26 protein-coding genes and 1 tRNA gene are annotated in these 23,958 nt (G+C 71.2%); 18 read left to right on the plus strand and 9 right to left on the minus strand.

All coding sequences use genetic code 11. The features are described from left to right. The first annotated feature begins 36 nt into the window (after positions 1-36). The 4 genes from QIY60_RS12420 to QIY60_RS12435 all read left to right on the plus strand — a co-directional run bounded on the left by QIY60_RS12420 (position 37) and on the right by QIY60_RS12435 (position 2,442). Positions 37-816, plus strand: a complete 780-nt coding sequence (locus tag QIY60_RS12420; RefSeq protein ID WP_283142471.1) for a 2OG-Fe dioxygenase family protein — start codon at positions 37-39, stop codon at positions 814-816. Beyond that, positions 816-1,286, plus strand: coding sequence for a GNAT family N-acetyltransferase (locus tag QIY60_RS12425; protein WP_283142472.1), 471 nt, complete (start codon positions 816-818; stop codon positions 1,284-1,286). The genes QIY60_RS12420 and QIY60_RS12425 overlap by 1 nt, the downstream gene beginning before the upstream one ends. A 167-nt stretch (positions 1,287-1,453) precedes the next feature. Continuing rightward, positions 1,454-2,119: an AzlC family ABC transporter permease gene (locus tag QIY60_RS12430; RefSeq protein WP_283142473.1), complete on the plus strand. Its 666-nt coding sequence runs from the start codon at positions 1,454-1,456 to the stop codon at positions 2,117-2,119. Continuing rightward, entirely contained in the window at positions 2,116-2,442 is a 327-nt protein-coding gene (locus tag QIY60_RS12435; RefSeq protein WP_283142474.1) for an AzlD domain-containing protein, read from the plus strand. The genes QIY60_RS12430 and QIY60_RS12435 overlap by 4 nt, the downstream gene beginning before the upstream one ends. Positions 2,443-2,603: 161 nt before the next feature. Here the strand turns inward: QIY60_RS12435 and sigJ are convergent, their stop codons facing one another. The 4 genes from sigJ to QIY60_RS12455 form a co-directional block, all read right to left on the minus strand. Continuing rightward, a complete protein-coding gene (sigJ, locus tag QIY60_RS12440) occupies positions 2,604-3,491 on the minus strand; it encodes an RNA polymerase sigma factor SigJ (protein ID WP_283145904.1) in 888 nt (295 codons plus the stop codon). 17 nt (positions 3,492-3,508) lie between these two features. Continuing rightward, entirely contained in the window at positions 3,509-4,285 is a 777-nt protein-coding gene (locus QIY60_RS12445; protein ID WP_283142475.1) for an NAD(P)H-binding protein, read from the minus strand. A gap of 135 nt (positions 4,286-4,420) precedes the next feature. Further along, on the minus strand, positions 4,421-5,335 hold the full coding sequence (locus QIY60_RS12450; RefSeq protein WP_283142476.1) for a cation diffusion facilitator family transporter: 915 nt from the start codon (positions 5,333-5,335) through the stop codon (positions 4,421-4,423). Between the two features lie 13 nt (positions 5,336-5,348). Beyond that, positions 5,349-7,580 (minus strand): germacradienol/geosmin synthase, encoded by a 2,232-nt coding sequence (locus QIY60_RS12455; RefSeq protein ID WP_283142477.1) that lies wholly within the window; start codon positions 7,578-7,580, stop codon positions 5,349-5,351. Positions 7,581-7,740: 160 nt separating this feature from the next. Between QIY60_RS12455 and QIY60_RS12460 the strand changes: the two genes are divergently transcribed. Next, the gene (locus QIY60_RS12460) at positions 7,741-8,337 is read left to right on the plus strand and encodes an HhH-GPD-type base excision DNA repair protein (protein ID WP_283142478.1); all 597 of its coding nucleotides are present in this window, start codon (positions 7,741-7,743) and stop codon (positions 8,335-8,337) included. A gap of 244 nt (positions 8,338-8,581) precedes the next feature. Here QIY60_RS12460 and QIY60_RS12465 read toward each other — a convergent pair whose 3' ends face one another. Next, positions 8,582-10,051 (minus strand): helicase HerA-like domain-containing protein, encoded by a 1,470-nt coding sequence (locus QIY60_RS12465; protein ID WP_283145905.1) that lies wholly within the window; start codon positions 10,049-10,051, stop codon positions 8,582-8,584. Between the two features lie 315 nt (positions 10,052-10,366). Here QIY60_RS12465 and QIY60_RS12470 point away from each other — a divergent pair, with 315 nt between their 5' ends. Together QIY60_RS12470 and QIY60_RS12475 are read left to right on the plus strand one after the other, a co-directional pair. Next, positions 10,367-10,663: a type II toxin-antitoxin system VapB family antitoxin gene (locus QIY60_RS12470; protein WP_053725882.1), complete on the plus strand. Its 297-nt coding sequence runs from the start codon at positions 10,367-10,369 to the stop codon at positions 10,661-10,663. Between the two features lie 158 nt (positions 10,664-10,821). Further along, entirely contained in the window at positions 10,822-11,457 is a 636-nt protein-coding gene (locus QIY60_RS12475) for a LytR C-terminal domain-containing protein (RefSeq protein WP_283142479.1), read from the plus strand. A gap of 259 nt (positions 11,458-11,716) precedes the next feature. Here QIY60_RS12475 and upp read toward each other — a convergent pair whose 3' ends face one another. Continuing rightward, positions 11,717-12,352 carry a uracil phosphoribosyltransferase gene (gene upp / locus QIY60_RS12480; protein WP_101389265.1) on the minus strand — a complete coding sequence of 212 codons (636 nt, stop codon included), beginning with the start codon at positions 12,350-12,352 and terminating at the stop codon, positions 11,717-11,719. Positions 12,353-12,475: 123 nt separating this feature from the next. Between upp and QIY60_RS12485 the strand changes: the two genes are divergently transcribed. The 9 genes from QIY60_RS12485 (at position 12,476) to QIY60_RS12525 (ending at position 18,451) form a co-directional block, all read left to right on the plus strand. Beyond that, a complete protein-coding gene (locus QIY60_RS12485) occupies positions 12,476-12,673 on the plus strand; it encodes a hypothetical protein (protein ID WP_283142480.1) in 198 nt (65 codons plus the stop codon). A gap of 123 nt (positions 12,674-12,796) precedes the next feature. Beyond that, positions 12,797-13,366 (plus strand): hypothetical protein, encoded by a 570-nt coding sequence (locus QIY60_RS12490; RefSeq protein ID WP_190091956.1) that lies wholly within the window; start codon positions 12,797-12,799, stop codon positions 13,364-13,366. A 44-nt stretch (positions 13,367-13,410) separates the two neighbouring features. Continuing rightward, entirely contained in the window at positions 13,411-13,872 is a 462-nt protein-coding gene (gene tadA / locus QIY60_RS12495) for a tRNA adenosine(34) deaminase TadA (RefSeq protein WP_283145906.1), read from the plus strand. 69 nt (positions 13,873-13,941) lie between these two features. Continuing rightward, a tRNA-Ser gene (locus QIY60_RS12500) sits at positions 13,942-14,026 on the plus strand. 410 nt (positions 14,027-14,436) lie between these two features. Continuing rightward, a complete protein-coding gene (locus QIY60_RS12505) occupies positions 14,437-14,598 on the plus strand; it encodes a hypothetical protein (protein WP_180357221.1) in 162 nt (53 codons plus the stop codon). Positions 14,599-14,662: 64 nt separating this feature from the next. After that, complete coding sequence (locus tag QIY60_RS12510; RefSeq protein ID WP_283142481.1) at positions 14,663-14,956, plus strand: Dabb family protein; 294 nt, start codon at positions 14,663-14,665, stop codon at positions 14,954-14,956. A gap of 260 nt (positions 14,957-15,216) precedes the next feature. After that, on the plus strand, positions 15,217-16,077 hold the full coding sequence (locus tag QIY60_RS12515) for an RNA polymerase sigma factor SigF (protein ID WP_283142482.1): 861 nt from the start codon (positions 15,217-15,219) through the stop codon (positions 16,075-16,077). Between the two features lie 234 nt (positions 16,078-16,311). Beyond that, positions 16,312-17,286 (plus strand): RNA polymerase sigma factor SigF, encoded by a 975-nt coding sequence (locus tag QIY60_RS12520; protein WP_283142483.1) that lies wholly within the window; start codon positions 16,312-16,314, stop codon positions 17,284-17,286. A gap of 961 nt (positions 17,287-18,247) precedes the next feature. Continuing rightward, positions 18,248-18,451, plus strand: a complete 204-nt coding sequence (locus QIY60_RS12525; RefSeq protein ID WP_283142484.1) for a hypothetical protein — start codon at positions 18,248-18,250, stop codon at positions 18,449-18,451. 35 nt (positions 18,452-18,486) lie between these two features. Here the strand turns inward: QIY60_RS12525 and QIY60_RS12530 are convergent, their stop codons facing one another. Next, positions 18,487-18,696 (minus strand): hypothetical protein, encoded by a 210-nt coding sequence (locus tag QIY60_RS12530; RefSeq protein ID WP_101389259.1) that lies wholly within the window; start codon positions 18,694-18,696, stop codon positions 18,487-18,489. 260 nt (positions 18,697-18,956) lie between these two features. Here QIY60_RS12530 and QIY60_RS12535 point away from each other — a divergent pair, with 260 nt between their 5' ends. Beyond that, a complete protein-coding gene (locus QIY60_RS12535) occupies positions 18,957-19,424 on the plus strand; it encodes a MarR family transcriptional regulator (RefSeq protein ID WP_283142485.1) in 468 nt (155 codons plus the stop codon). A 15-nt stretch (positions 19,425-19,439) separates the two neighbouring features. Beyond that, positions 19,440-21,038, plus strand: a complete 1,599-nt coding sequence (locus QIY60_RS12540; protein WP_283142486.1) for an MDR family MFS transporter — start codon at positions 19,440-19,442, stop codon at positions 21,036-21,038. A 398-nt stretch (positions 21,039-21,436) separates the two neighbouring features. On the opposite strand, the gene QIY60_RS12545 is transcribed toward QIY60_RS12540, so the two are convergent. Both QIY60_RS12545 and QIY60_RS12550 read right to left on the minus strand, forming a co-directional pair. Next, the gene (locus tag QIY60_RS12545) at positions 21,437-22,219 is read right to left on the minus strand and encodes a TetR/AcrR family transcriptional regulator (RefSeq protein ID WP_283142487.1); all 783 of its coding nucleotides are present in this window, start codon (positions 22,217-22,219) and stop codon (positions 21,437-21,439) included. A gap of 137 nt (positions 22,220-22,356) precedes the next feature. Beyond that, positions 22,357-23,871, minus strand: coding sequence for an MFS transporter (locus QIY60_RS12550; RefSeq protein WP_283142488.1), 1,515 nt, complete (start codon positions 23,869-23,871; stop codon positions 22,357-22,359). Positions 23,872-23,958: the final 87 nt, after the last annotated feature.

Below are 23,958 nucleotides of genomic sequence, written 5' to 3' on the forward strand. Positions count from 1 at the left end.
CCTCTGCTTGCCCAACCCACCCGTAAGGAACGGAACATGACCACAGCTGCTGCCCTGATACCCGCCCCCGAGACCATCACCTCCGTCGGCCCCGACCTGCGCGAGCAACTGCGCGGGCAGCGGTACGCGCTGGTGTCGGCCGGGGACCTGACCCTGAGCCCCGAGCTCGCCGCCGCCTTCGACGGCCTCCAGGCCTCCTGGGGCCGGCTCACCCCGGACGAGCACTTCGGCGGCGGCGACCGCGCCGTGCGCACCCGCCGCTACAGCGACTTCACCTACGTCCCGGCCACCGGCGAGCTGGCCCCGCTCGACCACGTCGCGTACTTCCAGAGCGAGGAGATGAACTCGTTCGTCGGCGGTGTGGTGCGCCACTTCGGGGACGTCGAGGAGTCGACGTACCGCAACCCGCTCTTCCAGGCGCTGGTCCGCTACGACTTCGACAACCTGCCGATCGAGGACGAGTACCGCGACCGCGCCTGGCAGTGCCAGATCCACCAGATCCGGATCGAGATCAACCCGGGCCAGTACAACGAGCTGGTCCCCGAGGGCATCCACTCCGACGGCTACCCGTGGGCGGGGCTGCACCTGATCTCGCGCGTGGACGTCGAGGGCGGCCACAGCACCGTGTTCACCTGGGAGGAGGAGCCGCTGGCCAAGGCGACGTTCCTGACCCCGCTCGACTCGCTCATCTTCGAGGACCGCGCGATGAAGCACCACGTCACGGGGTTGAGCGCGGGCGAGGACAAGGGCGGCTACCGCGATGTCCTGGCGATCTCGTTCTCGCTGCCGGGCTCTCCGTACGAGACGCTGGTCTGATGAGCGCGGCGGTACTGGCCCTCGCGCCGCAGGCGGGGGCCCCCGCGGCCCCCGCCGCCTCCGCACCCATGGCCCCGGCCGACGTCCCCCACGTCATCGCACTGCTGCGGGCAGCCCCGCAGACCGCGTACTGCGAGTGGGAGGACGAGGCGCTCCTGCGCGGCCACCTGGCCCACTCGGCCGACCTGTGCCGGGTGGTACGGGACCCGGCGGGCCACGTCGTCGCGGCGCTGCTCGCGGGCAGCTTCGGGGTGCGCGGCAGCATCAGCCACGCGGTGGTCGCCCCCGCGCACCGCCGGGCCGGTCTCGCCCGCGTCATGGCGGAGGACGCGCTGGCCGCGTTCCGCCGCCGGGGCGTGCGGCGGGTGTTCCTGGCCGTCCTCGACGGCAACCCGGCGGCGGCCGCCCTGTGGACGGGCGTGGGCTTCCGCCCGGCGGTGGGGGAGAGGACGTACGAATGCGACCTGTAGATACCCGCGCCGCTGCGGGCAATCGTGCCGCTGGGGCGATGGGGGTCCCCCCTGCTCGAGCGAAGCCGAGAGCTTGGGGGAGGGTGGGCGCAGCGGCACCCCGTTCTAGCCGGGCTGCGCATCCCCCAGCCCCCGTTCCGGCCGGCCTCGCGCAGGCGGTCCCGGTGATGCTCGGCTACGTCCCCGTCGCCTTCGCGTTCGGGGTGCTGGGGCACACCGCCGGGCTGCCAGGGTGGGCGATGGTGGCCATGTCCCTCTTCGTCTACGGCGGCTCGTCCCAGTTCGCCGCGCTCCAGCTCATCGGCGTGGGCGCGGCCCCGTACGCCATCGTGCTCACCACCTTCGTGGTGAACCTGCGGCACCTGCTGCTCTCGGCGGCCGTCGCCCCGCGCCTGGCGGGGTGGCGGCGGCGCGAACAGGCGCTGTTCGCCTACGAGTTGACCGACGAGGCGTTCGCCGTGCACTCCGCGCAGTACGCCGAGCGGCCCGACCGCCCCAAGGCCGAGGTGTTCGCCTTCAACCTGGCCGTGCACGCCTCCTGGGTCGCGGGCACGCTGGCCGGGGTGCTCGCCGGTGACCTGGTCAGCGACGTCCGCGCGCTCGGCCTCGACTACGCGCTGCCCGCCATGTTCATGGCCCTGCTCGCGGCCGGGATCGTCACCGACCGGCGCGGCCTCGCGGTCGCGGCGGTGGCGGGCGGCGGCGCGACCGTGCTGACCCTGCTCGGCCTCCAGTACTGGGCGGTGCTCGTCGCGGCGGCCCTCGCGGCCACGTTCGGCCTGGCGATCGCACCCGCCGAGGGCAAGGAACGTACGACCGAAGGAGTCCGATGAGCCAGCTCACCCTCGCCCTCACCATCGCGGGGATGGCCGCCGTCACCTTCGGGCCCCGGCTGCTGCCCACCCTGTTCCTGGCGGCGGCCTCGCTGCCCCGCCCGGTGGTGGTGTGGCTGCGGCAGGTCCCGGCGGCGGTGATCGCGGCACTGCTCGCGCCGTCGCTGTTCGTCCCGTCCGGGTCGCTCGACCTCGGCTGGTCCAACTACGGCCTCTGGCTGGCGGTCCCCACCCTCTACCTGGCCTGGCGCACCCGGAACTTCTACCTCACGATCGCCTTCGGCATCGGCGCACTGGCCGCCCTCCGGCTGATCACGGGGTGACCAGCCGGAGGGGGCTCGACGGGCTGCCCGGGCCGGTCGGCGTGGCACGGGCGCGAACGATGAAGAACAGGCGGATCCCAAAACGGCCCCAGGGGCGCGGGGAACTGCGCGATCAGCCCCCACCGGCCCGCAGTCGGACAACCGCACTCCCAGCGGAGCGCTTACGCATCCGGTACGTGCGTGAGCTTGTCCGGGTTGCGGATGGCGTCCACGGACGTGATCCGGCCACCGTCCACGGTGATCGCCACGATCGTGCGGGCGCCGTCCCAGTGGTACAGGGCAAGCCCGGGCGCGCCGTTGACGTGCGCGAGGCGCAGCCCGTCCGGCGGGACGTGCACCCGGGTGAGGGCGACGATGCCGCGCGCCACGTTGTCCGCGCCGCGCACGATGCCGTGCAGCGCGGTCACCTTGCCGCCGCCGTCGCCGCGCCAGACCACCTCGGGGTCGAGCAGCGAGACAAGCCGCTCCAGATCCCCCTCCTGGCAGGCCTGGCCGAAGGCGCTGACCAGCTCGCGCTGGCGGGCGTACCCGGCGGGGTGGTGCGGGCGGCTGCCGTCGACGTGGCGGCGGGCCCGCGAGGCCAGCTGGCGTACGGCCGCCGGGGTGCGGCCCACCACGCCCGCGACCTCCTCGAAGGGCAGCCCGAACACGTCGTGCAGCAGGAACGCGGTGCGCTGGGCGGGCGACAGCTCGTCCAGGACGATCATCAACGCCATCGACACCGACTCGTCGAGCGTGACCCGGTCGGCGGGGTCCTGCTCGTCCGGCGCGTGCTCCACCAGCGGCTCGGGCAGCCAGGTGCCGACGTACCGCTCGCGCCGCACCCGCGCGCTGCCCAGCGCGTCCAGGGCCAGGCGCCCCACGGTCGTCGTCAGCCAGGCGCGCAGATCCCGTACGGCGCCCGGGTCCTTGAGGCCGCGCAGCCGCAGCCACGCCTCCTGGACGCAGTCCTCCGCCTCCGCCAGGCACCCCGTCGTCGTATAGGCGACCCGCAGCAGCCGGGGCCGCTCGCGTTCGAAGGCCCGGGCCAGTCCGTCCTCGTTGGACAGCGGCCCGCGCGCCCCGCTCACCGCAGCCCCGCGACGCTCGCCCAGACCTGCTCGGTGCGCAGCCACTCCCCGAACGACATGGTGCCGCGCACGTCAGGCCGCTCCACGGTGAGCGCGCCCGCCCGCAGCGCCTGGCCCATCCGGCCGGGCAGCGGCATCGGCATCAGCACGGCCTTGCGCCCGGTGACGCTGCGCCAGACCCGGGCCATCTCGCGGACGTCGGTGTCCTCGGGCCCGCAGACCTCGATCCGCCCCCGGTGCGGCACCCCCTCCGCCACGTCGGCGACTACCCAGGCGGCCTCCATGCAGGCGACCGTGCGCAGCCGCGCCCGGGGCACCGGCACCACGCCCCACTTGGCGGCCGACGCGAGCGTCGAGGCGAGCAGTTCGTGGAACTGGGTGGCCCGCACGATCGTCCAGGGCACCCTGCCCTCCCGTACGACCCACTCCTGCTCGGCCTTGACCTGCATGTATCCCATCGGCACCATGTCGCAGCCCACGATCGAGACGCATACGTGGTGCTGTACGCCCACGGCGCGCGCGGCGGCGAGCAGCCGCCGCGACCCGTCCACGAGCGTGCGGGCCGCCCCCTTGGCGGTCCCGTGGCCGTTGGCCGCGTCCACCACGACGTCGCACCCCGCAAGGGCGTCGATCAGTCCCTCCCCGGTGGTCAGGTCGACCCGGTATTCCGGTGACCTACGGCTCAGCACCCGCACGCGGTGCCCCCGTGTGCGCAGCTCCTCGGCGACGCGGCTTCCCAGCGTCCCCGTCCCTCCCGCAATGGCGATGTCCATGTCCCTAGGACGACGCGCCGGGCCCGGATGTGACAAGGGCGTACCGCGGTGCCGCGTGCCCCAAAGGGGCGCGGGGAACTGCGCGACCAGCCACAGACGGCCCGCAGTCGAATACCCGCACTTCCAGCGGAGCGCTTAGCTGTGCAGTGCACCGGGCGTCTCGGGGTGTCCCTCGGGCTCCAGCTGGATCGTGGAATGGGCCACGTCGAAGTGGTCGCCGACGCACCGCTGGAGGCGCCCGAGGAGGTCCCCGTACCCGTCGGCCAGCGCGTCGTCGGAGACCACCACATGGGCGGTGAGGACCGGCATCCCGGAGGTGACGGTCCAGCCGTGCAGATCGTGGACCGCCAGCACGCCGGGCTCCTCAAGGAGGTGCCGCCGCACCTCCGCCAGGTCCATGTCCTGCGGGGCGGCCTCCATCAGGACGTGCAGGGCGTCGCGCAGCAGTCCGTACGCCCTCGGCACGATCAGCAGGCCGATCACGATGGAGGCGATCGGGTCGGCCGCCTGCCAGCCCGTCAGGAGGATGACCAGACCGCCGACGATCACCGCGACCGAGCCGAGCGCGTCGCCCAGGACCTCCAGATAGGCGCCGCGCAGATTGAGGCTCTGGTCCTTGGCGTCCCGCAGCAGCCAGAGGCCGACCAGGTTCGCCGCGAGCCCGCCCACCGCGACCGCGAACATCAGCCCGCCCTTGACCTCCACCGGCTCGCTGAACCGGCCGATCGCCGACCACAGCACCCAGATGAAGATCGCCACGAGCAGCAGGGCGTTCAGGACGGCCGAGAAGATCTCCACGCGGTAGAAGCCGAAGGTGCGCCGGGGCGTGGGGGCGCGCTGGGCCAGGGTGATCGCGCCGAGCGCCAGCGCGACGCCGACCGCGTCGGTGAGGCTGTGCGCGGCGTCCGCGAGCAGCGCGAGCGAGCCGGAGAGCAGCGCGCCGACCACCTGGATGACGGTGATCGACGCGCTGATGCCGATGGTCCACAGCAGCCTGCTGCGGAACGTACCGCTCAGGGTGCCGGTGGGAGGTCCATGGTCATGGCCCATGCCCGCAAGTCGATCACGCCCCGCTGAGCCCCGCTACCGGGGCGTGCGTCGGCTGCGCCACCAGTTGGGCGAGCCGCAGCGCGGCCGTGCCGGGCCCGGAGGAGGCGAGCACCGAGGGGACCACGTTCGGCAGCGAGCCGCCGCGCAGCGACTCCTCGCTGTAGCGGCGCACGTTCCGGTGCCAGTGGAGGATCCCCGCGATCCAGTCCTCGAACTCCTTCACATACGCGTCGAGCGCCGCCCGCCCGTCCGCGTCGAGCCCGAACTCCTCGTACAGCAGCGGGATCTCGGTCTTCTTGATGTGGAGGAACTGCTGCATCCGCGAGCGCACCAGGTCGTCGGCGATCCGCACGGCGGCCGGGTAGTCGCAGTCGAAGAAGCGCTGCACGACCAGGAGCAGGTTGTGCACCTCGCCCTCGTACTCGATCTCCTTCTGGTACGAGAAGAAGTCGTTGATCAGCATCCCGTAGTCCATCGCGGAGTTCTCCAGGGCGCTCATCGTGCCCGTACGGAAGATCTCCGGCGGCAGCGTGTCGGCGTGCCGCATCCGGCTCAGGGTCACGGTCAGGTCGGAGCCGAAGGTGCGCCGCCGCATCTCGATGTAGTCGACCGGGTCGGGGATGCGGTGCTGGCCCTGGTTGTGCAGCTCCCACAGCCAGCTCTCCAGCATCACCTCGACCGCGCGGCGGAAGGTCCGGCGTCCGTACGCGGACATCGGGCCCGCCGTGCGCGCCCACAGATCGGCGAGCGAACGTTCCATCGGGGTCGCCGCGAGGGCGGTCCCCGCCTCCGGGTGGTCCGTGTCGAGGATGTCCAGGAACCGCGCATGGGCGACCCGCGCACCGGCGAGATCGCGCGAACGCCCGTACACCAGCGGGTAGTAGTCGTCCCCGTACGTCCCCCAGGTCAGCCACTCCGCGTGGAGCTCCAGCTCCTCCAGGGTGGCGTCCGGGTCGAGCCCGGCCGAGCAGAGCGCCAGGTCGTACCCGAGGACCTTCTGCTCGTCCCAGATATCGCTCAGCAGGCCCATCCGGTGTGCCCAGGCGACCGAGAGGTCCCGGGCCTCGGCGTGGTGCGGGCTGAGTTCCAGCTCGAAGGGGACGTCGAAGTCGGGCAGCAGGGAGGGCCCGACGCGCTCGAACGGCACATGGGCGTGGCTGCGCAGCCGGGCCGCGGCCGGGCGCCCGAAGAGGTTCTTGATGTCCAGCGCGGAGGTGCCGAGCACCCCGCCGAACAGCGAACTGCGTTCCTGCGCCTCCTCGTTCATGTACCGGCTGGAGCGCATGTGCCACTCGTGCCCGCCGGACTGCCAGTCCTGGAGCCCCTTCACGTACGCGGCGATCCGCGCGCACTCCTCCGCGCTGAGCCCTTTGTCCAGGCACAGCGGCGGGACTTCGGTGAGGGCGGTGTTCTCGAACTGCTGGAGCCGGGAGGTGAGGAGGTCGTTGACGGTCTCGGCGGCTTCCTGGGTGGAACACCCGAGGAAGGTCTCCAGGACGAGAACCCCGTTGCTGAGCTCGCCCTCCTTCTCCACCTCCCTCTGGTACGAGAAGAGGTCGTTGCGCAGATGGACGCCGTCCGAGAAGGCGTCGGTGAGGACCCGCAGCGGGCGCGAGGCGGCGACGGCGGGCGGGAGTTCGGCGTTCGCCGCGTACTCGATGATCCCCGCCGACCAGGGCGCGCCGCCGACCTTGCGGCGCATCTCGATGTACTCGACGGGGTTGGCGATGCGCCCCGCGTTCATGTTGACGAGCTCCCACATGGACTCGTTGAGGAGGTTGCGGGTGGACTCGGCGAACCGTTCCCGCCAGCCGTAGGACATACGCGGAACGGTCCGCGCCCACAGGTCGGCGAGCCCTTTCTCGACTTGGTTGGTGGGCTCGGGGAACCCCTCATCAAGATCCATGGGCATAAAGGCGCCAAGCCGTTCCAGATAGGCCTTGCCACCGTCCCGGTCGAGAGTCCTCTTGAACTGTTCGAGGAAATGGTCGTCGAAGAAGAAGACCCACACGTACCAGTCGGTGACGAGGGACAGGGCTTCCGCGTCGCAGTCGGGGTGGGTGTACGAGCACAGCAGCGCGTAGTCGTGGGCGTCGAGGTCGCTCAGCTCCCAGATGCCGGACCCCTCCAGCATGCCCATCTCGCGGGCCCACGCGCGGGAGTGCACCCGCGCGGCTTCGAGATGGGGATTGAGCCGTGCCGGATACGGCATGTAGAAATCCGGCAGGACGAACGGCTGGGTCACTGGGCTTCCCCTCCTGATGGCACCAGTTGGTCGGCCCCAGCACTACCCGCCGTCCGGGTGAACATTCCGAACGGTTGCACCAGTCATACGAAAGTGTGAGTTCACGGGGAAACGGTGACGGGCGGGTGCGAAGCGCGGGCACCCCGTCGATCATCGGTATATGGCACCGAGTCCGACACACACGCTGCACCTGTCCCAGCAGCCGGAGGCCGACGCGCTGCTGGGCCGCAGCCCCCTGGCCGCGCTGGTCGGCATGCTCCTCGACCAGCAGATCCCGATGGAGTGGGCCTTCGCGGGCCCGTACACGATCGCGACGCGGATGGGCGCGGACGACCTCGACGCGGCGGCGATCGCGTCCTACGACCCGGACGCCTTCGCGGACCTCCTGAAGCAGAAACCGGCCGTGCACCGGTACCCCGGCTCCATGGCGCAGCGCGTCCAGCAGCTCTGCCGCTTCCTGGTGGAGGAGTACGGGGGTGACGCGGAGGCGGTGTGGCGGGACGCGCCGACGGGCGCGGAGCTGCTGACCCGCCTCAAGGCCCTCCCCGGCTTCGGCGACCAGAAGGCCCGCATCTTCCTGGCCCTCCTGGGCAAGCAGCTCGCCGTCCGCCCGCCGGGCTGGCGCGAGGCGGCGGGCCCCTACGGCGAACCCGACTGCCACCGCTCGGTAGCGGACATCACGGGCCCGGAGACGCTGGCGAAGGTGCGGGCGCACAAACAGGAAATGAAGGCGCAGGCGGCGAAGCCGCGGAAGTGAGGGCCCGGGGTTTGCCTGCGGGCCGTCGGTGGTTGCTCGCGCAGTTCCCCGCGCCCCTGGAAGCGCCCCTGCGGGGCGCCCCGGGGATTGCCGCGCAGCGGCATTCTTAGGGGCGCGGGGAACTGCGCGAGCAACCCAGCACAACCCGCAGACAAACACCGGGCCAAAAAGGGGCGCGGGGAACTGCGCGACCAGCCACATGCGGCCCGCAGACGAACGGGGGCCGGGGGCGCAGCCCACGGGGCTATCTGCGGCGCGTGCCGAAAAGCGAGCGCGTGATCTCGCGCCCCAGCTGCGTCCCCACAGACCGCGCCAGCGAGCGAAAGATCCCGCTCCCCACCACCTGCTCCGCCAGGGACTTGTCCTCCTTCTTCCCCTCCGGTTTCCCCTCCGGCAGAGCCGCCTGCACAGCCGCCGCCTCCCGCCCCCTCTCCTCCACCGACAGCTTCTCGAACGCCGACTCCCGATCGACCGCCTCCGCGTAACGCCCGTACAAGAGCGAGGACTTGACCAGCCGGTCGAGGTCCTCCCCCGGCACCGGCCCCATCAAGGACCGCGGCGCCCGAAGCCGCGTCGCCGCGACCGGCGTCGGCGCCCCCGACTCGCTCAGGACCGTGATCACCGCCTCCCCCGTGCCGAGCCCGGTGAGCGTCGACTCCAAGTCGTACGGCGACTTCGGAAACGTACGCACCGTCGCCTTCAACGCCTTCGCGTCGTCCGGCGTGAACGCCCGCAGCGCGTGCTGCACCCGGTTGCCCAGCTGCCCCAGCACATCCGCCGGCACGTCCTTCGGCGTCTGCGTCACGAAGAAGACGCCGACCCCCTTCGAGCGAATCAGCCGCACCGTCTGCGTGATCGACTCCAGGAACGCCTTCGACGCCCCGCTGAACAGCAGATGCGCCTCGTCGAAGAAGAAGACCAGCTTGGGCCGGTCCACGTCCCCGACCTCCGGCAGCCCGTTGAACAGCTCCGCGAGCAGCCACATAAGGAACGTCGAGAAGAGCTGCGGCTTGTCCTGGACGGCGGGCAGTTCGAGTACGGACACGAGCCCGCGCCCGTCCGGCGCCAGCCGCAGCAGCTCGGTGACGTCGAACTCCGGCTCCCCGAAGAACTCAGCCGCACCCTGCTGCTCGAAGGCAGTGATGGCCCGCAGGATCACCCCGGCCGTCACGGACGAAAGCCCGCCGATCCCCTTCAGCTCCGGCTTGCCGACATCCGAGACCAGGAAGCCGGTGACCGCCTTGAGGTCCTTCAGGTCGTACAGCTCAAGGCCCTTGGAGTCGGCGTAGTGGAAGATCAGCCCGAGCGACTGCTCCTGCGTCTGGTTGAGCTGGAGCACCTTCGACAGCAGTACGGGCCCGAAACTGGTGACCGTGGCGCGGAGCGGGATGCCCGTGCCGATGCCGCCGAGCGCGTAGAACTCGCAGGGGAAACCGGCCGCCTCCCACGTCTGCCCGACCTGCCCGGCCCGCTCCCGCACCTTGGGGTTGTCCTGCCCGGGCGCGGAGATCCCGGAGACGTCCCCCTTCACGTCGGCCAGGAAGACCGGCACGCCGTTCGCGGACAGCTGCTCGGCGATGAGCTGGAGCGTCTTGGTCTTGCCGGTACCGGTGGCTCCGGCGACCAGACCGTGCCGGTTGAGCATGGCGAGCGGGATCCGGACCTGCGCGTCGGCGTGGCACTGCCCGTCCCACAGCACGGAGCCGAGCTCCATGGCGGGACCGGTGAAGGCGTACCCGGTGGCGATCTCGGCGACGGGGGGAGGGAGGGAGACGGAGGAGGTCGCGGGCGGGGGTCCGGCGGGCGCCACGTCCGGCTCCGCGCCGGGCTTCGCGCCCGGAGCCGCGCTCGGCTCCGCACCAGGCGTCACGTCCGGCTCCGGACCCGGCGTCATGTCCCGCGCCGCGCCCGGCGTCTCGTCGCTGTCGGTCATGGCGAGCCCCCAATGTCGGGTTTGCGGCACTCCGCCCAGGATCGCACTCACGCACCATGGCTGCGCCCGGAGCCGCTTGCCCGGTAGGCTTTCCGTGTGATCTTCAAGCGCATCGGAAGCGGGCGGCCGTACCCCGACCACGGCCGGGAAAGCACCCGGCAGTGGGCGGACGTCGCGCCGCGCCCGGTCCGGCTCGATCAGCTCGTCACCACGAAGGGCCAGCTCGACCTGGAGACCCTCCTCGCAGAGGACTCCACGTTCTACGGCGACCTCTTCGCCCACGTCGTGAAGTGGCAGGGCGACCTCTACCTGGAGGACGGGCTGCACCGCGCGGTGCGCGCGGCGCTCCAGCAGCGCCAGGTGCTGCACGCGCGCGTACTGGAAATGGACTGACCGGCTCCCCTTCGCGCCGACCGGCCCCCTCTTCGGCGGCCGGGGACGCCCGTCCGGAGTGATCCTTACTGATCCTTTCGGGCCCTTTACCGCGCATACGGGCGCCATCCATTGATCATTTAGTAGGCATCGCCACCGGGCCGCACTACGCTGCGCACATGAGCATGCTCACTCCCCCCGGCATGGGCGGAAAGTACCGCATCACGGGTGACAAGTACCCGAGGATGCGCCGCCCCCGCCGACGCGGCCGACTCCTGCTCGCGGCGGTCGCCGCCGTCGTGGCCCTCGGCCTGATCGGCTGGGGGACGATCCAGCTCATCGACGTCTTCGGCGGGTCGGACGACGCGAAGAAGGAGACGGCGGGCGCGAAGCACGACTGCGCGCCGAGCGCGTCGCCGTCCACGGCGGCCGCGGCGGCAGCCGCGCTGCCGAAGCCCGCGCAGATCACGGTGAACGTCTACAACGCGACGCCGCGGGGTGGGCTCGCCAAGGAGACGGCGGACGAACTCAAGAAGCGCGGCTTCGCCATCGGCAAGGTGGGGAACGCGCCGGCGGAGTACGACAAGAAGGTCACCGGGAACGGGATACTGCTGGGTGCGCCGGGGGCGACGCGGGGCACGTTCTCGGTCCTGAGTACGCAGTTGAAGGGCGCGGCCCAGAAGACGGACGCCCGCACCACGCCGGACGTCGACCTCATCCTGGGCTCGACGTTCCAGACCCTGGACCCGGCCCAGCAGGCGTCCACGGCGCTCGCAGCCCTGACCAAGCCGACGCAGCAGCCCGGCAAGTGCTGAGCGCCCCGGACTCCGTTCGTCTGCGGACCGGTGGGGGCTGGTCGCGCCCACGCGGCGGAGCCGCAAATGTCACAGCCCCGCGCCCCTGAAAATGCCGCTGCGCGGCAATCCCCTGGGCGCCCCGCAGGGGCGCATCTCAGGGGCGCGGGGAACTGCGCGAGCAACCCACCACGGTCCGCAGACGAACACCGGCCCAAAAAGGGGCGCGGGGAACTGCGCGACCAGCCCCCACTCACCCGCAGACGAACAGCAGCTCGCGCTACTCCGCCGAGCCGTACATGCGGTCGCCCGCATCCCCGAGCCCCGGCACGATGTACCCGTGCTCGTTGAGCCGCTCGTCCACCGACGCCGTCACGACAGTGACCGGCGTGCCCGCGAGCTCGCGCTCCATGACCTCGACGCCCTCGGGCGCGGCCAGCAGGACGACCGCCGTCACGTCGTCCGCGCCGCGCTTGATGAGCTCCTTGATCGCCGCGACCAGCGTGCCGCCCGTGGCCAGCATCGGGTCCAGGACGTACACCTGGCGCCCGGAGAGGTCCTCCGGCATGCGCGTCGCGTACGTGGAGGCCTCCAGGGTCTCCTCGTTGCGGATCATGCCCAGGAAGCCCACCTCGGCGGTCGGCAGCAGCCGGACCATGCCGTCCAGCATGCCGAGACCGGCCCGCAGGATCGGGACGACCAGCGGACGCGGGTACGACAGCTTCACGCCCGTCGTCGGGGTCACCGGGGTCTCGATGTCGACCTGCTCGGTGCGCACGTCGCGCGTGGCCTCGTACGCGAGCAGGGTGACCAGCTCGTCGGCGAGGCGCCGGAAGGTCGGCGAGTCGGTGCGCTTGTCGCGCAGGGTGGTGAGCTTGTGGGCGACCAGGGGGTGGTCGACGACGTGGAGACGCATAACCCCACAGTAACCGGGCGAACGGCCCGCCCGCGCCGTCCGCGCTGGCATCAAACCACCCACCCGAGGGAAGGTGGGAGGGACTGACCAGGGACCGACACACCCCCGGGGCGGTGCCCACTCATGACGGACAAGGACACGGACCAGCAGGACGGCACGGACGACGCGCGACCCGAGACCGCCGCCGAGCGGCGCCGCCGGCGCGCCCAGTTCCTGCGCGAGCTGCACGAGGCGAAGGCCCTGCGCGACCGCGTCCAGCCCCGCCGCGCCCGCGCGGCCCGTATGCGCCAGGCCATGCGCATGCGAACCTTCCGCTGGTGACCTGAGAATCCGGCCAGCGGGGCGACCGGAGAAACGCAACCGCGGAAGAACTCTCGCAACGGCGTTGTTTCTGCAACGATTCCAGTGAAGCCACGGCCGGGGGGACCCCCAACCGGCACGCCTATGACCAGTGGGAGAGTCACGGTGTACTTCGCCGCACTGCTCGCGCGCACCGAAGACGGGTGGGAAGCGAGCGACACAGAGCTCGACGATGTGGAGACCCTGTCCGACCTCGCCGACCTGGCCCGGGAGGCCACGGCCGACGGGGCCGACGACACGGTGCTCGTCTTCATCGAGCAGGAGGATGTCTGGTTCGGCGTCGTCCGCGTGGACGGCGAGGAGGACCCGCGCATCTACGTCTCCAACGCCGCAGCCGCCGCCCGTTCCTCGTACGGAGAAATCCTCCTGACCGACGAACTGCTCGGCCGCGATCCGGCCTCCGACGACAGCGCCGACGACCTGGACGCGCTGGACCTCGACGGTACGGAGGACGGCGACCTCGACGAACAGGAGGACCCGGACGACGAAGCCGTGGACGCCCTCGACCCGGTGCCCGCGGGCCCGCTCGGGGACACCGCGATCCTCGCCGACCTCGGCGTGAGCGAGGGCCAGCTGCTCACGCTCGACTCGGACGCGCTGGTGGAGATCGCCGACGCGCTGGGAGCGGCCGAGGTGCTGGAGGCCGTGCGCTAGTGGCCGAGGCGCACGATCCCGTACGCGACCCCTGGGCGGAGCCGATGCGCACCGCCCTCGGGGAGGCCGGGCGGGCCGCGCTGGCCGGCGACGTGCCGGTCGGCGCCGTCGTGCTGTCCGCGGCCGGCGAGGTGCTCGCCACCGCCCACAACGAGCGCGAGATCACCGGCGACCCCACGGGGCACGCGGAGATCGTCGCGCTCCGGCGGGCGGCGCAGAAGACCGGCGAGTGGCGACTGACCGGCTGCACGCTCGTGGTGACCCTGGAGCCCTGCGTCATGTGCGCGGGCGCGTTGGTGCAGGCCCGGGTCGAACGGGTCGTGTACGGGGCGCGCGACGAGAAGGCGGGCGCGGCCGGGTCCCTGTGGGACCTGGTGCGCGACCGGCGCCTCAACCACCGCCCCGAGGTGATCCAGGGCGTCCTGGAGGACGAGTGCTCCCGGCGGCTGACGGCCTTCTTCCGGGACCGCTCACCGGGCTCCGGCAAGGCTCCGGGCGGGCCGTGACCCACGTCTCACCCCGGTCGCCGCATACGGATTTCGAACCACGGGCCACCTTGGGCTAAGCTCTCTCTCGGTAGCGTGTCCGAGCGGCCGAAGGAGCTCGCCTCGAAAGCGAGTGTGGCGCAAGTCACCGAGGGTTCAAATCCCTCCGCTACCGCTCTCAGAAGGGCCCCGACAGCGTCGGGGCCCTTCTTGCGTACGCCTGAGGACCCCCGCACACGCGAGAGCCCCGGTCGAGGACGACCGGGGCTTTCGCGGCTGGGACGGGGGAAGCGGCATCGGGGGGACAAGCCGCTCCCCCCGACGAGAACGGGCCTGCAAGCCCGCGCCGCGTTCAGGGGGAAGCTCGCGGCGCGGGCCCCGCAGTGAGGCCCTGTTCCGGCCCTTCGGATTCCTGCCAGATCCGCCGGGCTCTGGAACCATCCTGCTCCCGCGTCACGTCCGTAACGTCCGGCGAAGGGCCCCGATCCGGGGGTCCTTGGTCCTTAAAGACGGGGTGAGGACGGCGGAAGTGGTGTTGGTTAGACTCACGCGAGCGCACAGGGGAGCCGGGGAGGGTGCACGCACGTGGACGTGAAGAAGGTCCTTCTCTACTGCGCGGTCGTCTTCGTGCTGTACACGATCATCACCTCGCCCGTGGAGGCCGCGGGGATGGTCCAGACGGGGTTCGAGGGGATCTCCTCCGCCGCGAAGGGGATCGGCCAGTTCATGACCGAGCTGGTCCGCTGATTCGCGAAGGCCTGCTCGTACGATCGGCGGGGGCGCTGACACGTACGTACGGCAAGGAGCACACATGATCCGCCATCTGGTCCTCTTCAAGCTCGACGAAGGCGTGGAGCGCGACGAGGCCCGCGTCGCCGCCGGAGTGAAGGCGTTCGAGGAGTTGGACGGGCTCGTCCCCGAGCTGAGGTTCTGGGAGTGCGCCTGGAACATCACCGACCGGCCCATCGCGTACGACTTCGCCATCAACTCGGCGGTCGAGGACGCGGACGCGCTGAAGCGCTACCTCGAACACCCGGCCCACCAGGCCGCGGCCGCGCAGTGGCGCGAGTTCGCCACGTGGGTGATCGCCGACTACCCGTTCTGAGCCGGTACGCGACGAGGCCCCGCACTTGAGTGGTGCGGGGCCTTTCGTATGCCCGGGGGCGGCCGCCGCAGGGGCCAGATGCCCAACTTGCCCTCAACACGTGGTTATACGGTGCTTGCACACAGTGGACATGTCTTGTGATGCTATGACCGCTTTTGACGGATGAGTCGACGATGGTTCGACCGAAGTTGACCGCGACTTGACCACGACATTGACCACGACATCAACCACGCAGTGACCGCAAAGGGGTGGCGTTGACCGTGCCGGCCAGTACCGCACCTCAAGTGCCACCCCAGAACGAGCCCCAGGAGCCCCCCGAGAGCCACCGGACCCCCGTACAGGCCCCCGTGCGGACCAGCCGGGGCGCGGACACCCGGGCGCTCACCCAGATCCTCTTCGGGCAGCTCAAGGGCCTGCAGCCGGGCACTCCGGAGCACCACCGGGTGCGCGGGGCGCTGATCGAGGCGAACCTGCCGCTGGTGCGGTACGCGGCGGCCCGCTTCCGTTCCCGCAACGAGCCGATGGAGGACGTGGTCCAGGTCGGCACGATCGGGCTGATCAACGCGATCGACCGGTTCGACCCGGAGCGCGGGGTGCAGTTCCCGACCTTCGCCATGCCGACGGTGGTGGGCGAGATCAAGCGGTACTTCCGCGACAACGTGCGCACCGTCCACGTCCCGCGTCGGCTGCACGAGCTCTGGGTCCAAGTGAACGGCGCCACCGAGGACCTGACGACCCTTCATGGCCGCTCGCCCACCACCGCCGAGATCGCCGACCGGCTGAAGATCGGCGAGGACGAGGTGCTCGCCTGCATCGAGGCGGGCCGCTCGTACCACGCGACCTCCCTGGAGGCGGCCCAGGAGGGCGACGGCCTGCCGGGCCTGCTCGACCGGCTCGGCTACGAGGACCCGGCCCTCGCCGGGGTCGAGCACCGCGATCTGGTCCGCCACCTCCTCGTACAACTGCCCGAACGCGAGCAGCGGATCCTGATGCTCCGCTACTACAGCAATCTGACGCAGTCCCAGATCAGCCAGGAGCTGGGCGTGTCCCAGATGCATGTGTCCAGGCTGCTGGCCAGGAGCTTCGCGCGGCTTCGATCCGCAAATCGAATCGAGGCGTAACCGGATCGAGTGATCCACGTCCGGGTGAACAATCCGGCGGTAGAACCGGCACACCCCCTGCTAACTGCACGGATCCACGCCTGACTTGTCGACATGTCACTACAGCGTGTTGCCGACATGTGACATTCTGCTGGAACCGCGTTTGCCGCAGCCCCGCCTCCGGTATTCAGGTGGAGGCTGCGTTCCTCCGATGGTCGTGGCCACCGCGACCGTCCGCGACCTCAAGGGGGTGGCATGTCCGCAGAACAGGGCAGCTCGAAGGTGCAGGTGCTCACGCTCATGAAGAGCGTGCCCGCGCCCGATGTGCGCGAGAGCTCGGAAGCCATCGACAGCCGTGCCGTGCCCGGCTCCCCCGAGGCGCTCGACACCGCCGTTCCGGCGGTCTCCGTCACCGCCCCCCGACGGGAGGCGACGGGCACGATGGGGTCCACGGGGTCCCACGAACCGCTGGACACCCGCACGCTCTCCCGCTCCCTGTTCCTGCGGCTGGCCGCGCTGGGCAGCGCGGAGAGCCCGGAGCGTACGTACGTACGCGACACCCTGATCGAGCTGAACCTGCCGCTGGTGCGGTACGCGGCGGCCCGCTTCCGCTCCCGCAACGAGCCGATGGAGGACATCGTCCAGGTCGGCACGATCGGTCTGATCAAGGCGATCGACCGGTTCGACTGCGAACGGGGCGTGGAGTTCCCGACGTTCGCGATGCCGACGGTGGTCGGTGAGATCAAGCGCTTCTTCCGCGACACGAGCTGGTCGGTACGGGTCCCGCGCCGCCTCCAGGAGCTGCGCCTCGCCCTGACGAAGGCCAGCGACGAACTGGCCCAGAAGCTCGACCGCTCCCCGACTGTCCCGGAGCTGGCGGCGGTCCTGGGCGTCTCGGAAGAGGACGTGGTGGACGGCCTCGCGGTCGGCAACGCGTACACGGCCTCCTCCCTGGACTCCCCCTCCCCCGAGGACGACGGCGGCGAGGGCTCGCTGGCGGACCGCCTCGGCTACGAGGACGCGGCGCTTGAGGGCGTGGAGTACCGCGAGTCCCTCAAGCCCCTCCTGGCCAAACTCCCGCCCCGGGAACGCCAGATCATCATGCTCCGCTTCTTCGCGAACATGACCCAGTCCCAGATCGGCGAGGAGGTCGGCATCTCCCAGATGCACGTCTCCCGCCTACTGACGAGGACGCTGGCACAGCTACGGGAGGGCTTGATCGCGGACTAGGGGGGCGCGGCGGACGCCCGCGGGGACGGTGCGCCGGGCCCACCATCGCTCGCGGGGCGGCGCGCCGAGTGCCCCGCCTGTCCGCTTTCGCGCGGGCGCGGCCTTGGCTGCGCCCCACCGCCCCGATCGCCCCGCGCGGGGCCACGCTTGCGCGGCCCGGCGGGCCCCGCGTCCCCCCTCCCTTCCCCCAGCTGCGGGCAATCGTGCCGCTAGGGGCGGCACGGGTGGGCGCAGCGGCGCCCTTTCAGTGCTGGGCACGCCCCCTCCCCGCCCTCAGCCCCGTTCCGGGGTTCACAATTGACGGTTCGTCAGCAACACTGGCGCGATGCGACGTGCTGCGTTGATCGGCGTATCGGCGGCCGCCACGCTCGCGCTGGGCGGCACGCTGGCCGCCTGCGGCGGGGAGGGAGGCAAGCCCTACGTGGCCGTGGGCACGGAGGCCCCGTCGGACAAGGCGGTGCCGCCTCACGGCAAGGTGGAGCTGGTTCCGCTGGACGGGGCGGGGGGCGGGGGTAGCGCAGCCCGGCGGGACGGGGAAAGCCGCGTGCCCACCCTCCCCCAAGCTCTTAAGGAGCAGGGGGGACCCCCAGCCCCAAGCGGCACGAATGCCCACAGCGGCGGCGGGACGGACAGCGCAGGCGGTGCAGGCGCAGCCAGCGGCGGCACCACCACGGGCGGATCCGGCACGCCCGGAAGCGGCGGCGGCACAGCCGGAGGCGGAGCCACGAGTGGCGGCACAGGCACGTCCGGCGGCGGAAGTGGCGGCGGCTCAGCAAGCGGCGGAAGCACATCCGAAGGCGGAGCCAGCACGGGCGGCGGCACAAGCACCACGGGCGGCACCGGCGGCAGCCCAAGCCCCACCCCCGCCGCCCTAACCCTAGGCACCCCCACCCGAACCCCCACCCCCACCCGCTGGTGCGAGACCGTCACCGTCCCGCTCCGCAACACCGGCGGCACCCCCGTGAAATCGGGAACGCTCACCTTCGCCACCCACATCATCGGCCTGCTCGGCATCGACTGGGCGACGATCACCTCCACCCAGCCCCTCGCACCCGTACCCGCGAACGCCAAGACGTCACGTACGTACACCGTCTGCGTGGACGCCTGGCGCGTACCCCTCGGAATGCACATCGAGACCCGCTCGGTCACCGCCGACTGGCGCTGAGCGAGAACGGGTCTCGACAGGAGGTGCGGGAGGGGTCAGCCCAGCGCGAGCCAGGCGACGCCCGCGAGGACGGCGAGTACGACGACGATGCCGACGATCAGGCCGACGCGCGGACCGGCCGGCGCCGCCGCCGGGGTCGCCGCCTGGCGGCCCTGCGGCGCGCCCTCGTCGACGAAGGCGCGGAACATCTGCGTGCTGCCCGCGGGGTCGTAGTTGCCCTCGGGGCCCGGGGTGTTGTGTGCCATGCACGGGACCCTAGCGAAGTCCCGGGTTCCGCCCAACCCCCGCCCCCGCACGCCCGGGCACGCACACGACACGCTCACGGCGTACGCACACCGCACGCGAGGGCCGCCCACCCCCTCCCACCTGCGCATTGACTTCCCATATGCGAACACTTTGCCTTTACTTTGCCCCCACCCCGCCCCATTCGCTTGCCTTCAGCAACCAATCAATCCTATGGTTGCCCTAAGCAACGAGATCATCGAATCTCATGAGGAGGGGCCCGATGGCCGCGCACAGCCACTACGAGGAGCTGGCCCGGCAGCTCAGCGCCATCGGGGCCGTCAAGCGCGGGCTCGGGCGGATCCTGCCGGCCGAGTGCCCCGCCGGGTCCGCCGCCGTACTCACGCTCCTCGGCCGCCACGGCGAGATGCGGATCAGCAGGCTCGCCGAACTCCTCGATGTGGACATGTCGGTGACGAGCCGTCACGTCGCACACGTGGCCGCGCGCGGCTGGATCGAGCGCGACCCCGACCCGCTGGACAAGCGGTCCCGGATCCTGCGGCTCACCCCCGCCGGCCGCGCCATGCTCGACGAGCTCGGGCGGCGCACGGCGGAGATGTTCGCCCGCACCCTGCGCGACTGGTCCGACGAAGAGGTCGGGCAGCTGAACGTCATGCTCGCGCGGCTCAGAGAGAGCTTCGACTGCCGCGAGGAGCCCCTCGCCCGTACACCCGCCGCCCAACAGGCTTAGAGGAGAAGGAAGTTCATGGCTACATCCACACCGGCCGGTGTGCGGGACGGCCGCGCCGCACCCGGAGGGCACCCCTCCGAGGGCGGCGCGCCGATGACTCACCGGCAGATCATGGAGGCGCTGTCAGGGCTGCTGCTCGGCATGTTCGTCGCCATCCTGTCCTCGACGATCGTCTCCAACGCCCTTCCGCAGATCATCGGCGATCTGGGCGGCGGCCAGTCCGCGTACACCTGGGTGGTCACGGCCTCGCTGCTCGCGATGACCGCGACCACACCGCTGTGGGGCAAGCTCTCCGACCTGTTCAGCAAGAAGCTGCTGGTCCAGATAGCCCTGATCATCTACGTCAGCGGCTCGGTGATAGCCGGGCTCTCCCAGAACGCGGGCATGCTGATCGCCTGCCGCGTCGTCCAGGGCATCGGCGTCGGCGGCCTGTCGGCGCTCGCCCAGATCATCATGGCCGCGATGATCGCGCCGCGTGAGCGCGGCCGGTACAGCGGCTACCTCGGTGCCACGTTCGCGGTCGCGACGGTCGGCGGCCCGCTGCTCGGCGGCGTGATCACGGACACGGACTGGCTGGGCTGGCGCTGGTGCTTCTACGTAGGCGTCCCGTTCGCGGTGATCGCCCTGATAGTCCTTCAGAAGACCCTGAAGCTGCCGGTCGTGAAGCGCGAGGTGAAGGTCGACTGGTCGGGCGCGTTCTTCATCAGCGCGGCGGTGTCGCTGCTGCTGGTGTGGGTGACGTTCGCGGGCGACAAGTACGGCTGGGTGTCCTGGCAGACGGCGGCGATGGTCGGCGGCTCGGTGCTGCTGGGCGCGGTGTTCGTGTACGTGGAGTCGAAGGCGGCCGAGCCGATCATCCCCCTGCGGCTGTTCCGCAACCGCACGATCACGCTCGCCTCGCTGGCGTCGCTCTTCGTGGGCGTGGCGATGTTCTCGGGAACGGTGTTCTTCAGCCAGTACTTCCAGCTGGCGCGCGGCGAGTCCCCGACGATGTCGGGCGTGCTGACGATCCCGATGATCGCCGGCCTGTTCATCTCCTCCACGGTCTCCGGCCAGGTCATCACGAAGACCGGCCGCTGGAAGGCGTGGCTGGTGAGCGGCGGCGTCCTGGTCACGGCGGGGCTCGCGCTGCTCGGCACGATGCGGTACGACACGGCGTACTGGCAGCTCGCGATCTACATGGCGCTGATGGGCCTCGGCATCGGCATGATGATGCAGAACCTGGTGCTCTGCACGCAGAACCAGGTCTCGGCTGCCGACCTCGGCTCGGCGTCGTCCGTGGTGACGTTCTTCCGTTCGCTGGGCGGCGCGGTGGGCGTGTCCGCGCTCGGCGCGGTGATGGCGAACCGGGTCACGCACTACGTCAAGGACGGCCTGGCCGACCTCGGCCCGCAGGCGGCGGGCCTGGGCGCCGGGGGCGGCGGCGGCATCCCCGACCTGGACAAGCTCCCGGCGCCGCTGCGCACGGTGATGGAGAGCGCGTACGGCCACGGGGTGGCCGACGTCTTCCTCTACGCCGCGCCGTGCACGCTGCTCGCCTTCTTCGTGACCCTGTTCATCAAGGAGGTCGCGCTGAAGTCGTCGCGAGCGGCTGAGACGCCGGCGGCGGAGTAACCGAACTCGGGTGCCCCGAGCGGAGGCACCCGACAGGGGGCGGCAGGCAGGGGACGGCCTGCCGCCCCGCTTTTTGCCCCACCCCACCCCTTCCCGAAAGCCCTCTGGCGGGCGGCCGGGGGCTGCGCCCCTGGGTCCGGTGTTCGTGTGCGGGCCGGTGGGGGCTGGTCGCGCAGTTCCCCGCGCCCCTAACCACCTAGGGCCGGTGGGAACTGCGCGATCAGCCACACACGACCTGCAGGCGAACGGAGACCCGGGGCGGAGCCCCGAAGCGGGGTGCAGGGGCCGCAGGCCCCGCTCGGGGGGCCGGGGGCGTAGCCCCCGGGAGAGCCACCTCACCCCCCCCACCCACCCCCGGAGGGTTTAGGGAAGGGGCGGGGTGGGGGGCAAACCCCCCGTCAAACCGCCCGCTTCGCCTCGATCCCCGCGATCAAAATATCCAGCGCGAACACGAAGTCCCGCTCCCGCATCTCCTCCACCGTGTCCCCGCCCCGCGCCTCCATCAGCTCCTCCGAGAGCTCCATCGCCTCGTGGAAGTCGGGGCGTTCGCGCAGCGCGCCCATCGCCTGGGCGAAGTACTCGTCCTGGGTGACCCCGGCCTCCGCGCAGCGCGCGACGAAGTGGCCCTCGATCGTGCCGAAGCCGTAGACGAACTGGAAGACGGCGGAGAGGCCGCCGGTGACGCCGTGTGCGGGCAGCCCCGAGCGGCTGAGGATCTTCTGCGCGGCGTTCGCGAACTCCATCGAGCGCGGCCCGATGTTGAGGTAGCGGCCGACCAGCGGCGACACCCAGGGGTGGCGGACCATGACCGAGCGGTAGCTCACGGCGAGTTCGCGCAACTGGTCCCGCCAGTCCGCGTCCGCCCCGGCCCCCTCCACGTCCGGCACCCGCAACTCCCCGAACACCGAGTCCAGGGCGAGCTCAAGCAGGTCGTCCTTGGTGTCCACGTACCAGTACAGCGACATGGCCGTGACGCCGAGCTCGCCCGCCAGGCGGCGCATGGAGAACTTCGCCGGGCCGTCCGCGTCCAGCAGGCGCACCGACTCCGCGATGATCCTGTCCCGGTCGAGGGAGGTCGCCGTCGGCTGGTCGCTCCGGCGGACGCGGCCCGCCGGTTTGCCGCGCTCCAGCCACACGCTGGTACGCGTCGGATTCTTCGCGCGGTCGGCTGCCGACACCATGGCGTGCCCTCCTCGTGGGTCGTCGGGCTGTCTGTACGTATACGTACGACAGTCGTACGGCGTTTCCTGCGGCGGTAGTCGAGTGGGGCGCACGGCAGGCGCAGAACCGCGGAATGCTGCCGTCCGCCCCGTAGATGCTATGCCGCAGGCACAGGCTCCACCGTCGCGTCAGCCCGCTCCGCCCGCGCGAGCAGCGCCGCCGCCAGCAGACCTCCCGCCAGCACCGCCGCCGCCCCGACCAGCTGACTGGTCTCCAGGCCGGAGGCGAACGCGTCCGAGATCCGGGAGCGCTCCGCGTCGTCACCCGCCGCCGCAAGGGCCGCCGGGAGCGAGGCCGCGCCCACCACGGACGGGACCAGCGCCGCGAAGCGCGAGTTGAGGACCGCGCCGAGCACGGCCACGCCGAGCCCGTTGCCGAACTCCGCCAGCGTGCCGTTGACGCCCGCGCCCACGCCCGCCTTCTCCGGCGGGATCGCGCTCATCAGGGTGTTGGCCATGGCCGGCATCGAGACGGCGATGCCCGCGCCCATCACCACGAGGCCGAGCAGCATGCCGCTGTAGTGCTCGCCGCCGAGCAGCGCTATCGCCGCGAGTCCGGCCGCGTTCGCCGCCATGCCGACCGCGATCGTCCTCGGCGTGCCCAGCTTGGGCATCAGCCGCGCGCCCACACCCGCCACGTTCAGCACGATCACGCTCAGCGCCAGCGGCGCGATGCGCAGACCCGCCTCCAACGGCCCGTATCCGAGCACGAACTGGAGGTGCTGGGTCAGCAGGAACAGCGAGCCGCCCATGCCGAACGCGACCAGGATCGAGCCCGCGACCGCACCGGTGAACTTCTGGTTGCGGAAGAAGTGCATGTCCAGCATCGGGTACGGGATGGACAGCTCCCAGCGGGCGAACGCGACCAGGAACACCAGGCCCACCCCGGCCGAGGCCAGCACGTGCGCCGACGTCCAGCCGTGGCCCGGGCCCGAGATGATCGCGTACACCACTCCGGCCATGCCGACCGTCGAGAGCAGCGCGCCGAGCAGGTCCGGCCGGTCGCCCAGCGGGTTCTTCGACTCGGGGACCAGGACAAGGACGGCCACCAGGCCGATCGCCGCGACCGGGATGTTGATCAGGAAGATCGAGCCCCACCAGAAGTGGTCGAGCATGAGCCCGCCGATCAGCGGCCCGGCGGCGAAGCCGAGGGAGTTGACCGTGGCCCACAGGCCGATGGCCTTCACCCGCTCCTCGTTGTCGAATATCTGCACGACGACGGCGAGCGTGGTGGTCATCAGGAGCGCACCGCCGACGCCCATTCCGGCGCGGGCGGCGATCAACTGCCCGGCGCTCTGGGAGAGTCCGGCCGCCAGCGAGCCGATGCCGAACAGCGCGAGCCCGGCCGCCAGCATCTTCTTGCGGCCGTAGCGGTCGGACGCGCTGCCCGCGGTGAGCAGCAGTCCGGACTGGACGAGCGAGTACGCGTTGATCATCCACTGGATGTCCGCGGTCGAGGCGTCGACCGACGTGGTCAGGGAGGGGATCGCGACGTTCAGCACGGTGTTGTCGAGCAGCACGGTGAGCTGGGCCAGGCAGATGACACCCAGGATCAGCCAGCGCTGCGGGTGCCCTGTGGGGGTGGCCGATGTGTCGGCGGCCGTGGCCGTCATGCGGGCTCCTTGAGGAGTTGTACAGCGTATGGGGACGTTGCCGTACACCGTAAAGGAGACTCTTGTACGGTGTAAAGCGCATTTCCC

The organism is Streptomyces sp. BPTC-684 (assembly GCF_030028635.1).
GTDB classification, from domain to species: Bacteria; Actinomycetota; Actinomycetes; order Streptomycetales; family Streptomycetaceae; genus Streptomyces; species Streptomyces noboritoensis.